Source organism: Tenacibaculum sp. SZ-18 (assembly GCF_002813915.1).
Lineage (GTDB): Bacteria > Bacteroidota > Bacteroidia > Flavobacteriales > Flavobacteriaceae > Polaribacter.
The window spans coordinates 1,272,272-1,285,198 of record NZ_CP019335.1; the positions used below are offsets into that span (position 1 = coordinate 1,272,272).

Here is a 12,927-nt window from a genome sequence, read left to right on the forward strand (position 1 = left end):
GAGAGTTATGAAGGTTAGAAGTAAAAAAGATGTAGCTGCATTACAAGAAAAAATAAAGAATGAACTTGGTATTGATGTAAGTGAGTATAGAAATGAAGAAGTAGCGGAGAATTTTGCAGAACTAATATTGTTGCCTCAATATGTAGTTTCATGGGTAATCCGTCCAATAATTTTTATTCTGTTTATTTATTTCAGTGGTTTTAAAATTTTTGATTTAGCTCATGTCGAATATGTTATATATGCAACTATTGGTTTTGTTCTTTTTCTATTTTTTGGCATTTCATTTGGATTGGTATTGCTAATTTTTAAAATGAAAAAGGATATTTGGGGAATAACAGATTATTCTCTTGATATTTTAAAGCAATCTATATCAGATGTATCCAAAGTGAATAGCCAAATTAATGAGGAAAATAAAAAAGAAGTTCTCTCTTTATTATTTAAAGGTGTTATACATATTGTTACCATTCCATTATTTTGTGAAGTTATAGCAAGACGAATTCCATTAATAGGATTTATAATAAGTAGTGTAATCAAACGAATATTAATTGTGATTTCTGATCGATTAAAATTTTCAGAGGATAAGATTAATGATTTTGTTAATAATCCAGATCATCCAAAGAATGAAGTGTTAAGTTCTTATGTTAATACAATTAATTCGGTTTCAGATACTTTAGAGAGCTTTGTCAATTTTTCGTTTAAAATAGTACAAGTACCGATATTTATATTCTGCTTTTTATCTCTGTCAGTTCTGTTACTTTTTTTATATTTAATTCATTAAAATTTGAACATTGAGTAATAAAATCACAGAACTTTTTAATATTGAATATCCAGTTGTTCAGGGTGGAATGATTTGGGTATCAGGATGGAAATTAGCATCGGCGGTTTCAAATGCAGGTGGATTAGGATTAATTGGAGCAGGATCTATGTATCCAGATGTTCTTCGCGAGCATATTCAAAAATGTAAAAGAGCAACAAAAAAGCCTTTTGGGGTTAATGTACCCATGTTATATCCAGATATTGAACAAATAATGGATATTATAGTTGAGGAAGGAGTAAAGATTGTCTTTACATCCGCTGGTAATCCTAAAACTTGGACAAGTTTTTTAAAAGAAAAAGGAATTACAGTTGTTCATGTGGTGAGTTCTGTAAAGTTTGCTTTAAAAGCCGAAGCAGCAGGAGTGGATGCAGTCGTTTGTGAAGGATTTGAAGCTGGAGGTCATAATGGTCGAGAAGAAACGACTACGTTTACTTTAATACCAATGGTGAAAGAACAAGTAAAGATACCTGTTATCGCAGCTGGAGGAATAGGAACGGGAAGAGGAATGCTAGCAGCAATGGTTTTAGGAGCTGATGGAGTTCAAATAGGAAGCAGATTTGCTGCCACAGAAGAATCTTCTGCACATGATCTTTTCAAGGATACAATTGTAAAAGTAAAAGATGGAGATACATATCTTACATTAAAAGAATTAGCTCCAGTACGTTTAGTAAAAAATAAGTTTTTCAATGATGTGCAAGAGTTATATCAAAAAGGTTCATCGGTAGAAGATCTTAAAACTTTACTGGGAAGAGCCAGAGCAAAGAGAGGAATGTTTGAAGGAGATTTAGAAGAGGGTGAATTAGAAATCGGACAAGTTGCGGGTTTAATTCATAAAATAAAACCTGCTAAACAAGTGTTAGAAGAAATTATCTCTGATTATAAAGATGTTAAAAGTCTATTATAAAAAAAGAGCTTCATTCGAAGCTCTTTTTTTATATTTAAAAGTTGACATAATCTACAATTTCTAATCCATACCCAATCATACCAACACGTTTTTCTTGTTTGGTATTTGATACGAGTTTTAGTTTGTGGATATTTAAGTCATGTAAAATTTGAGCTCCAATACCGAAATCCTTATTGTCAAATGCAATTCCAGGAGCTTTCATTTCACCGTTTTCTTGATTTTCTTTCAGTCCTTTTAATCTATTTAAAAGATTTAAGGATTGATTTTGCTGATTTATAAATAAAATTGCACCGCGACCTTCTTCGTTAATCACATTAAACATTCTGTCGAGCTTTTTGTCAGCATCATTAGTTAAAGTTCCTAAGATGTCATTATTAACCAAATTAGAGTTTACTCTTGTGAAAATAGGTTCATTATTGCTCCAAGCACCTTTGGTTAAAGCAATATGAATTTGATTGTTTGTTGTTTGTTGATACGCTCTTAGTCTAAATTCACCAAAACGTGTTTGAACATTAAAGTCTTCTTTCTTTTCAATTAAAGAATCATGTTCCATTCTATAGGCAACTAAATCTTCAATGGAAACAATTTTTAAATCAAACTTTTTGGCAACTTCAATCAACTGTGGTAAACGAGCCATTGTTCCATCTTCATTCATGATTTCTACAATAACACCAGCAGGTTGTAACCCAGCTAAACGAGCAAAGTCGATGGCAGCTTCCGTATGTCCAGTTCTACGTAAAACACCACCTTCTTTAGCTTTTAATGGAAAAATATGTCCAGGTCGAGCTAAATCAAAAGGCTTCGTGTCTTTATTTACTAAAGCTTCTATAGTTTTAGATCTATCAGAGGCGGAAATTCCTGTAGTAACACCGCTTCCTCTTAAATCAATAGAAACTGTAAATGCAGTTTCCATAGGATCGGTATTGTTGTTAACCATCATACCTAGCTCCAATTCCTTACATCTTTTTTCTGTGAGAGGTGTACAAATTAATCCTCTACCATGAGTTGCCATAAAGTTGATCATTTCTGGAGTTACTTTTTCAGCTGCGGCTAAAAAGTCTCCTTCATTTTCTCTATCTTCATCATCAACTACAATAATTACTTTACCAGCTCTAATATCATTGATTGCTTCTTCAATGGTGTTTAATTGAATCTTTTGCTTAGTTTGTGTTGTCATGGATTTTTATGATGTTTTCCTTTTATTAGGAAGTATTTTTATAAAAAAGCTTTTTATTTTTAGGAATAAACCATTGATATCGAATAATCCTTTATCCTGTGTTGCTCTTATTGTTAAGATTAATGCCAAAGGTAACATAATAGTCACAGCTAACCAAGATCCTGCAATGGCAGATAATGTACTTTCTTCTGCCATATTTCTTCCAAACGTATTTGTGAAGAAATACAAAACATAAATACCAATGGCGAGTATCATAGGTAATCCCATTCCACCTTTTCTAATAATGGAACCTAAAGGAGCTCCAATAAAGAAAAGAATTAAACAGGATAATGAAAATGCGACTCGATTATAAAATTCAATATCATATAAATTCAATACTTTTCTTCTGTATTTAAAAGAGTTCTTGTTGGCAGTAAAATTATTAATGGTTCTATCAATTTTCGAAATGGCAGAATTAATAACATCTCGTTGTTTTAGTAGTTCAAAATTCTCTAGAATATTGCTCGAAAGTTTTTTATTAATTAAGGAATCAGGTAATCGACGGAGATTTTCTGCTTCACTATTTCGGTATAAACTTTTTGCTCTAGAACTCACATAATCATCATAACTAACTTTTAAACTCGGTAGAGTGTCTTTAAGCTGCTTCAGACTCAGCATATTAAAGTTTCTAGTATGTTTAATTTTTAATAAGTCATCATCTTGAAGAGATGCCATATCTATATTCATTTCATACTCGTCAAAATCAGCATAAGAAGCTTTCATTCTAAAGCGTTCTTTATAAGCTGTTTTATTATTTACGTGATGCTCATAAAAATGACCATTATATAGTTTTAACGTCATATAGCGGCTTCCTTCCTCAGAAACTAATTCCCCGTTTTCAGCAGTAATGATTTTGTTATTTCCCTTTTTTGCAGATAAATCATAAATTAAAACTTTTTTTAGTAGGTTATTTTCTTTACCATACTTTTCATCAAATTTTATTTGATAGTTAGGAATATCAGCATTAAAACTCCCAGGAACTAGAGCCAGTGCCGGTTGCTTTTTACGAATATTAATTTTAAGATTAATTTGTTTCAAAATTGCGTAGGGATAAACATAGTTTAAGAAAACAAAGTTTAATCCACTCATGATAAGGGCAAAGAAAACAAGCGGACGAACCATTCTTTGTAAAGAAACACCAGCTGATTTGGCTGCTGCGAACTCATAGTTTTCAGATAAGCTTCCCAATGTCATAATTGAAGATAGTAAAACACCAATTGGAAGTGCTTGAGGCGCAACAATAAGTGTGGTGTACCATAAAAATTTTAGAATAATTCCTATACTAATTCCTTTTCCGGCCAAATCATCGAAAGCTAGCCAAAGTGCTTGCATTACCAAAACAAAAAGTATGATAAAGAAGGTTGCTAAGAAAGGAATTAAAAAACTTTTTAAAATATACTTATCGAGTCGCTTCACGATTACAAAGGTAATGAGCTTAATTATAATAAACACAAAAGTTTTGTTAATTGCCTAAAAAGCTATCAACAAAACTTTGTAAACATATTATTTAAATGGCTAATCTATTAAATAACCTAGTTTTTCGTATTTCGATTTATTAAAAGAAAACAAATTTTCTGAAATTGGCTGATCACTTTTAAATTTGTTTATTGTAAAGGTTGTCACCGCACCATTTGAACCAATTTGAATTAATTTATAAATGTGTTTGGTTTTAGCATCAACACCTAACTGGACTTTTATAATGTCTGAATTACTATCAATAGGTGTGAGATCAACATATTGTACTTTACGACCTTTATTATTTCGAGTTGTTCCCATTGTATAGCTATAACCTTCTTTATAAAAAGTTAATAATTTAGAAGGGTAAATAAATCCGTCTTCCTCTTCTAAATCTCCATCGGTAATTGTAACTTCCTTTTCTTCTTTATTAATAACAACAAGTTTTTTACCATTAAATACGAAGTTGTTTCCTAAATAATCTAAATTATATTTTTCTCCAGCAATTATAATACTACCTCGAATTGGTGGATCGTTTGTAATTCCAGCTTCTTCATTAACTAGAGTAGAGGTAAAGCCAATTGTCATATTTTTATATGCTCCCATTTTAGAAGAGACTTCATCTAATAACGTTTTAGCTCTTGCTGAAGTGTCTTGTGCTGTTACATTTATTCCTACAAACAGTACGATTAATAATAATCCTATTTTTCTCATATGTATTTTCCTTTCGTTAAAATGGTCTATTTAGTTTTCTCGTTTTCTAATAATTGTTCTAAAGCTAATAAATCAGGAACTAAAACTTGTCTTGCTTTACTTCCTTCAAATGGACCCACAATACCTGCTGCTTCTAATTGATCTATTAATCTACCAGCTCTATTATAACCTAATTTTAGCTTTCTCTGTAATAAAGAGGCCGAACCTTGCTGTGCTGTAACGATAACTTCAGCTGCTTGATTAAACAGTTTATCACGATCTGCAATGTCTATATCAAGATTTGTGCCACTATCTTCACCAACATATTCAGGTAATAAGTGTGCTTCAGGGTAAGCTCTTTGAGAACCAATGAAATCGGTTATTTTTTCAACTTCTGGTGTATCTACAAATGCACATTGAATGCGTGTAATATCATTTCCTCCTGAATAAAGCATATCTCCGCGTCCAATTAACTGATCTGCTCCAGGAGCATCTAAAATAGTTCTACTATCAATTTTAGAAGTTACTCGAAAGGCGATACGAGCAGGAAAGTTTGCTTTAATAATACCCGTAATTACATTTACAGAAGGACGTTGAGTTGCAACAATCAAATGTATTCCAATTGCTCTAGCTAATTGCGCTAAGCGTGCAATCGGTGTTTCTACCTCTTTACCCGCTGTCATAATTAAATCAGCGAACTCATCAATTACCAAAACTATATATGGTAAAAATTGATGTCCGTTTTCAGGATTTAATTTTCTTGCTCTGAACTTTGTGTTATATTCTTTTATGTTTCGAACCATTGCCGATTTTAACAAGTCGTAACGATTATCCATTTCAATACATAAAGAGTTCAAAGTATTAACAACTTTTGAAGTATCAGTAATAATAGCTTCTTCGCTATCAGGAAGTTTAGCTAAATAATGACGCTCAATTTTATTAAATAAAGTAAGTTCGACTTTCTTTGGATCAACTAAAACAAACTTAACTTCAGCAGGATGCTTTCTATATAAAAGTGAAGTTAAAATTGCATTTAAACCAACAGATTTACCTTGACCAGTTGCTCCGGCCATTAATAGGTGAGGCATTTTTGCCAAATCAACTACAAATGTTTCGTTCGAAATTGTTTTTCCTAATGCTAAAGGTAATTGCATTTGACTTTCTTGAAACTTTTTAGAAGTAATCGCCGAATGCATTGAAACTATTGTGGATTTTTTATTTGGAACTTCAATACCAATGGTTCCTTTACCTGGAATTGGTGCAATGATACGAATTCCTAAAGCTGAAAGAGACAGAGCAATATCATCTTCTAAGTTTTTAATTTTAGAAATTCTAACCCCAGCTTCTGGTACTATTTCATATAGTGTAATTGTTGGTCCAACGGTTGCTTTAATCTGATCAATTCCAATTTTATAATTCTTTAAAGTTTCAACAATTTGATTTTTATTAGCTTCTAATTCTTCTGGGTCAATTGAAATACTATCGTTATACTGTTTTAGTAAATTAAACGTAGGAAACCTGAATTGTCCTAATTCAAGCGTTGGATCAAATTCTCCAAAATCTTTAACCAATTGATCAGATAAATTTTCTGTAACACTTTTTTCTTCAGCAATATGCTCAATTGCAATGGTTACCTCTCTTTCTTCTTCTTTAGATTTTTCAGTTTTCTTGATATCAAGTAAAACATCTTCTCCTTTTTCTATATTTTCTTTTTTGTTAGGAATATTTGAATGATCACTGATAGTTGGCTGCATATTTTCTACAGATAACTCGAATTCAGATTTATCTTCTAAAGTTTTTTCTGTAGTTATATTTTCCTTTACAGATGCTTCAATAATGGTCGTATTATCGTTTTGTTTAGTGTTTTCAATTTCTTCATTTTCTCTATGTTTTAATCGTTCACTAATTCCTTCTGGAGTTAGTTTAAAGCGAACAACTAAATACATAATCAAAAAGAAGGCTAAAACAATAGCCAATCCAGTTTTTCCGATAAAAGTTCTGATATATTCATTTAATTCAAAACCAACAACTCCAGAAAGAAGTGCGTATTTCTTCTCAACAAAACCTATAGCAACAGAAACCCAAAGCATATTAAAAAGTCCCCAATTCCATTTAGACAAAATACTCTTAATTCCTGTCTGGAATAAAAAGCTTAATCCGGTCAAAAAAATAAGAAAAGGTAGAATAAATGCTGCTAAACCAAAACCATTATAAATAAATATATGACTTAAACTAGAACCAATTTTACCTAAAAGATTTTTAGCTTTTATTTGTTTGTTAGAAAATTCAGTAAGAATACTTTGATCATCTTCCCATGAAAAGAAAAAAGAAATAAAAGCAATACACAAAAAAGCAGCAAACAAAATGAAAAATGCTCCTAATATCGTTTGTGTTTGCCTGTTTTTAAAAAAATCTAAAATTTGTTTAAAAACAGATGGTTTTGTTACTTTTTTTGTCTTTTTTGAAACGCTTTTTTTAGCCATTTAATTGAAAAAAAATTAGACTGGTAAATATAGAAATATTACAAAAATAACGCGATTATTTTTGGAATGTATATCATAGAACCCACAATTAAGGAAATTATTGCCGCAAAGCCAGCTGCTCCTGCAGCAACATCTTTTATAGTTCCAATTTTGTTATGATACTCAGGATGAATAAAATCGGCAATTTTTTCAACAGCCGTATTTAAAGCTTCTGCAACTAAAACAAGTCCCGTAACGGTTAATTGAATCATCCATTCTGTAGCCGAAATATTACAAATAAATCCCAGGATAATGGCAAAAAGCCCAATAAAAAATTGGGCTTTAATACTATCTTCAGTGGTTGCAAGAATAAGAATTCCTTTGAGAGCATATTTAACTCCTTTAAGTCTTCTTTTTATAAAACCATCTTTGTATTCATTCATTTATAAAGCTTTTAAAGCTTCTTCATAATTAGGTTCATCAACAATTTCGGGAACTTGTTCTGTATGAGTAATTTCACCATTTTCATTAATTACAACAATACAACGAGAATGTAAGCCGTTTAATGGACCGTCAATAAATTCTAATCCATAACTTTTACCGAAGTCTCCAGAAACAAAGTCAGATAGCATTTCAACATTTTCGATTCCTTCGGCTCCACAAAAACGACCTTGTGCGAAAGGTAAATCTCTAGAAATACAAAGTACTTTTGTGTTTTCTAATTCAGCCGCTTCTTTATTGAATTTTCTAACTGAAGTTGCACACGTACCCGTATCAACACTCGGAAAAATATTTAAGACTAATTTTTTTCCTTTGTAATCTCTTAATGATTTTACGGATAAATCAGTAGCAACTAAATTAAAATCTGGAGCTTTGGAATTTACGTTTGGTAATGTTCCATTTGTATTACTTTTACTCCCTTGGAGTGTTACTGTAGCCATGTTTTTTGATTTTTTATTCCTCTCAAAAATAACCAAAATATATCAACTTTAGCCTATCTTCGCTTACTTATTAAATTGAATGAACTATTCTGTGAATTTAACAAATTACACATCCGAATTTAAGTATAATTGGCAATTGGCAGCTCCAGTAATGTTGGGAATGTTAGGACATACTTTTGTGAGTTTTATTGATAACATTATGGTTGGTCAACTAGGAACAGCTCAATTAGCTGCAGTTTCTTTGGGTAATAGTTTTATGTTCATAGCAATGTCTTTAGGTATTGGTTTTTCTACAGCAATTACCCCGTTAATTGCAGCTGCAGATGCTGGAGAAAATTTTAAAGAAGCAAAATCTACATTTAAACATGGTTTGTTTTTATGTACAACATTAGGGATTCTTATGTTTTTAATGGTATTATTTTCTAAACCATTGTTGTATTTTATGAAGCAACCTGATGAAGTTGTTGAGTTAGCCATTCCTTATCTGAATTTGGTAGCTTTTTCTCTAATTCCTTTAATAGTATTTCAAGCTTTTAAACAGTTTAGTGATGGAATGTCGATGACACGTTATCCAATGTATGCTACTATTGTAGCAAACGTAGCCAACGTCATATTAAACTATCTTTTGATTTTTGGAAAATTCGGCTTTCCAAAATTAGGAATTGTTGGTGCAGCTTACGGAACATTATTGTCTCGATTTATAATGATTTTATACTTATGGTGGTTACTAACAAAGAAAGAGAGAATTCAAAAGTTGGTAACAAACATTAAAATATTCGTTCTAGATAGTAAGATGCTCAAAAAGATTATAAACTTAGGAGCACCGAGCGCTATGCAAATGTTTTTTGAAGTGGCTATTTTTACTGCTGCAATTTGGTTAAGTGGATTGTTAGGAAAAAATCCACAAGCAGCTAATCAAATAGCATTAAACTTATCTTCGATGACATTTATGGTAGCTATGGGATTGAGTGTAGCAGCAATGGTTAGAGTTGGAAATCAAAAAGGACTCCAAAATTATATTGAATTAAGACGAATTGCTTTTTCGATTTTTTTTCTAGGTGTGCTACTAGCAATAGGATTTGCAATAATTTTCTTTTTATTTCATAAAAATTTACCAAATATATATGTTGACTTAAGTGATGCTAAAAATTTTGTTGACAATATGGAAGTTGTAAAGATTGCTGCCAAACTTCTCATAGCTGCAGCCTTTTTTCAAATTAGTGATAGTATACAAGTAATGGTGCTGGGAGCTTTAAGAGGATTACAAGATGTTGCTATTCCAACAGTAATTACATTAATTGCTTATTGGCTGATAGGGTTTCCTGTGAGTTATTTCTTAGGAAAAGAAGATGCTTATGGAAGCTTTGGAATTTGGTTAGGACTTTTAGCGGGATTAACATCTGCATCAATATTACTATTTTTGCGCTTTAATTATTTAACAAAAAAATTGATTAATACTAAACATAATGAACTTACCTAAATTTTTATTAGCTGATAATAGCAATCATCCAGAAGATATTTTTGTATTACATACTGAATATCCGAGGTTTTTAATCAATTTGAAAGATGATTCAGTAGAATGGTTTGAGGACTTAGAAGGAGAGAATGAACAAGAATTAGCAAATGAGCTTGAAAGTTTGATAGAACAGGCAGGAAAGTTTTATGACTTAGAAATGGAAGGTCTTGAATAAATAAAAAGATTAGATTTTTACAATCTAACTTTTCTTTTTTCGCTCACTTTTCCTCCAGTAATTAGAGATTGGTTTATATTTTTAATTTTATTTACCGCATTAAAAACACTCCGTACAGGTCCCTCCATTTATTTGCCATACTTGGAAGATTTTTTAGTTCCAGAAAGTAATAATCTCTTCTGGTAATACTTTTTAAAAATTGGAAAATCTTTGTTTTGTTGGAGTATGATAAACTTGTTATTCCCACTAATTAAAATAAATACTAAAAAAATAGAGTAGGACTGTAATGTTAATACACCAAACAAATATCTTGTTTTAATTTTAGAGATTTTACAAATTAGTTCTATTTATTTCAGTAGAAGAAATTACAACAAGTAATTTTTTAAGGGTTATATTAATTGAATTAGAATAGATTAGAAACCGTATTAGTAAAATATTTTCTGAAATCTCTTTTCATAGTGAAATGAGCAATAAAAAATAGACATGTTGTCTATTTTTCTAAAAAGAATGGGAATTCCCAGAAAGGGTTTTCTTTTTTTGAAATTGAAATTATATTTTTACCACCTTTAAATTTTTCAGTTTTAAGATAAAAAACTGCTCCTAATTGATTGGTTCTTTCATGTTTAACAGTTAAATAATCAGGTGAAATAGTGTTCTCGTTAACCTTTACGGTCAAATATTCGGTGTAGCAAATTCTATTAGCTTCATTACTTTCTGCTTTACTTAATTTTTTATTATCGTGACCACAAAGCTTAGCCAATGTTTTATGTTCATATTTAAATATTGGAATGAAAACTTTCAGCAGTTTTTTAGTAATGATATCAGCATCAATTTCTGGATTAAGCAAATAATCATTATTCTCATTATTTGTTTTGTAGAAAGTAGGTGAGATAATGGTTTTCTTAAAATATCTAGAATTATTTGCCATGTAATCAATATTGGTATTCTTCATTTGGTAACTTGCAACTAAACTTCCAAAAATTAAAAACACTATTAAAAGATATACAAGTTTTTTTTTCTTTTTAAAGTTAGAGCCAAAAACCATACTAATTTGAAGTATAGATTTATTTAACGGTCCGAACATAATAATTGAAGCTATTTTATTTGTTTTAAAAGCTATTATTTGAAGTTTAGCTTTATTATGGTTGATCTTAAGATTTGCAAGAATGCCAATAACTGTTTGTATTATTAAAATAGCAATAAATGCATATATAGGTATCAATAATAAATAAGAAGGAACTGAATCGATCAAGCCATTGTAAACAAATAAGTAAATACTAAATATGATTGCAGTATTTGTGTAAATTAAAAGAAAAGTAAATGCTACCGAAAATATTACACTACATAACTCATCAACTTTTTCAATTGAGTCCTTCACTTTAGGTAAAACAGATACAATTTTTTCAGTGTAAATTTTAGAATACGCGCTATCTTCAATACTATAGTCAGGAAATACAGAATTTAAACCAACCAACCCTATCCAATAAGCTCTTAGGCAAAAGTGAATTACAAACATTGCCGCTAATATGCTTATTCCAAATAGCCCAAAAAATACAATTAAGAAAGCAAAAGAATATAATTTAGGGTTAAGAATGTTTATAAAAACATTTGTTATCCAATTAATAATTACAAATAACTTGAAAGTCCCGAATACTGCTACGGCAGATACTAATAATTCAGCTTCCCAACTTTCGTCTTTTAAACGTTGTAGCCATAGCTTAGATTTAGCTTTTTCAGAGTTTTCCATTGGTTGATTGTTTTTGCGAATATAATTTTTTTAAGGAGGATTAAAACTATATACTTTAATCAAGGGAATGTTAAAACTTTAATAAAAAATCTATTTTTGTTCACTTAATACATATATTTGTTAAACAAAACTAACAAATTATGAAATCTTTACTATTAAAATCCCTTGCGGTTCTACTTGTTTTAGGGTTCACAAAACCAGAAGAAGTACAACAATTTCAGGGTATGGCTATTTATTTTTCAAAAGCTAAAATGGAGTTAGGCAGATGGGGAGCAAGAATGAGTGAAGCGCAAAAAAAACAGATCAAAGCTCGTTTAAAAAACAGGTTGGAGAAAGAATACGTTTTAAACTTCAACAAAAAAGAGTCTTTTTTCAAGGAAGAAGAAAAAATTGATGCAATTTCGGGAGCAACTGATTCATGGGGGAAGAACTTTTCTCAAGGAGACCAATATAAAAATGTACAAGATAATGAATTGGTACAGAGTCAAGAATTTTATGGCAAACGCTTTTTAGTTAAAGATGCCTTGCAAAAAATTAATTGGAAAATTGAAAAAGAATCAAAAAAAATAGGAAACTATTTGTGCTTTAAGGCAACTGCGGTTTTACCTACGAAAGAATTAACATGGTATGACTTTTCATGGAGCGATCTTAGAAAAGCAGAAGTGAAAAAAGATTCTTTAGGAAATGATATTAAGCCAAAAATTGAAATGACTACTGTAGAGGCTTGGTATACTCCACAAATACCTGTAAGTCATGGTCCAGGCGAATATTGGGGATTACCAGGATTAATATTGGAAGTTACTGCAGGTAATCGAGTTATGTTATGTTCTAAGGTGGTGATTAATCCAAAAGATAAAATTGAAATTATAGCACCTGAGAAAGGTAAAGAAATAACAAAAGTAGCATATCAAGAAGTTATCAAAGGAAAGATGATTGAAATGAGAAATAACCGAGGTAGAAGAAGAAGATAACAAGTAGTTAAAACTCGGACTCATCAAATC

Annotated in this window: 12 protein-coding genes; 5 read left to right on the forward strand and 7 right to left on the reverse strand. The window is 30.7% G+C overall.

The annotated features are described in order from the left end of the window. Positions 1–7: 7 nt before the first annotated feature. Positions 8–778 carry a hypothetical protein gene (locus tag BTO06_RS05845; protein WP_100924404.1) on the forward strand — a complete coding sequence of 257 codons (771 nt, stop codon included), beginning with the start codon at positions 8–10 and terminating at the stop codon, positions 776–778. A gap of 10 nt (positions 779–788) precedes the next feature. Further along, positions 789–1,721 carry an NAD(P)H-dependent flavin oxidoreductase gene (locus tag BTO06_RS05850; RefSeq protein ID WP_100924405.1) on the forward strand — a complete coding sequence of 311 codons (933 nt, stop codon included), beginning with the start codon at positions 789–791 and terminating at the stop codon, positions 1,719–1,721. A gap of 34 nt (positions 1,722–1,755) precedes the next feature. Here BTO06_RS05850 and ribB read toward each other — a convergent pair whose 3' ends face one another. The 6 genes from ribB to tpx form a co-directional block, all read right to left on the reverse strand. After that, on the reverse strand, positions 1,756–2,898 hold the full coding sequence (gene ribB, locus BTO06_RS05855; RefSeq protein WP_100924406.1) for a 3,4-dihydroxy-2-butanone-4-phosphate synthase: 1,143 nt from the start codon (positions 2,896–2,898) through the stop codon (positions 1,756–1,758). A gap of 6 nt (positions 2,899–2,904) precedes the next feature. Beyond that, positions 2,905–4,353: an LptF/LptG family permease gene (locus tag BTO06_RS05860; protein ID WP_100924407.1), complete on the reverse strand. Its 1,449-nt coding sequence runs from the start codon at positions 4,351–4,353 to the stop codon at positions 2,905–2,907. A gap of 99 nt (positions 4,354–4,452) precedes the next feature. After that, positions 4,453–5,106, reverse strand: coding sequence for a LolA family protein (locus BTO06_RS05865; RefSeq protein WP_100924408.1), 654 nt, complete (start codon positions 5,104–5,106; stop codon positions 4,453–4,455). A 26-nt stretch (positions 5,107–5,132) separates the two neighbouring features. Next, a complete protein-coding gene (locus BTO06_RS05870; protein ID WP_100924409.1) occupies positions 5,133–7,568 on the reverse strand; it encodes an FtsK/SpoIIIE family DNA translocase in 2,436 nt (811 codons plus the stop codon). 38 nt (positions 7,569–7,606) lie between these two features. After that, a complete protein-coding gene (locus BTO06_RS05875; protein ID WP_100924410.1) occupies positions 7,607–7,990 on the reverse strand; it encodes a diacylglycerol kinase in 384 nt (127 codons plus the stop codon). Then, the gene (gene tpx, locus BTO06_RS05880) at positions 7,991–8,488 is read right to left on the reverse strand and encodes a thiol peroxidase (protein WP_100924411.1); all 498 of its coding nucleotides are present in this window, start codon (positions 8,486–8,488) and stop codon (positions 7,991–7,993) included. Positions 8,489–8,567: 79 nt separating this feature from the next. On the opposite strand from tpx, the gene BTO06_RS05885 reads away from it, so the two are divergent. Both BTO06_RS05885 and BTO06_RS05890 read left to right on the forward strand, forming a co-directional pair. Then, a complete protein-coding gene (locus BTO06_RS05885) occupies positions 8,568–9,968 on the forward strand; it encodes an MATE family efflux transporter (protein WP_100924412.1) in 1,401 nt (466 codons plus the stop codon). Beyond that, positions 9,955–10,179 (forward strand): hypothetical protein, encoded by a 225-nt coding sequence (locus tag BTO06_RS05890; RefSeq protein WP_100924413.1) that lies wholly within the window; start codon positions 9,955–9,957, stop codon positions 10,177–10,179. The genes BTO06_RS05885 and BTO06_RS05890 overlap by 14 nt, the downstream gene beginning before the upstream one ends. Before the next feature lie 490 nt (positions 10,180–10,669). Here BTO06_RS05890 and BTO06_RS05895 read toward each other — a convergent pair whose 3' ends face one another. Then, positions 10,670–11,926, reverse strand: a complete 1,257-nt coding sequence (locus BTO06_RS05895) for a hypothetical protein (RefSeq protein WP_100924414.1) — start codon at positions 11,924–11,926, stop codon at positions 10,670–10,672. A 140-nt stretch (positions 11,927–12,066) separates the two neighbouring features. Here BTO06_RS05895 and BTO06_RS05900 point away from each other — a divergent pair, with 140 nt between their 5' ends. Then, a complete protein-coding gene (locus BTO06_RS05900; protein ID WP_100924415.1) occupies positions 12,067–12,897 on the forward strand; it encodes a GLPGLI family protein in 831 nt (276 codons plus the stop codon). Positions 12,898–12,927 lie beyond the last annotated feature (30 nt).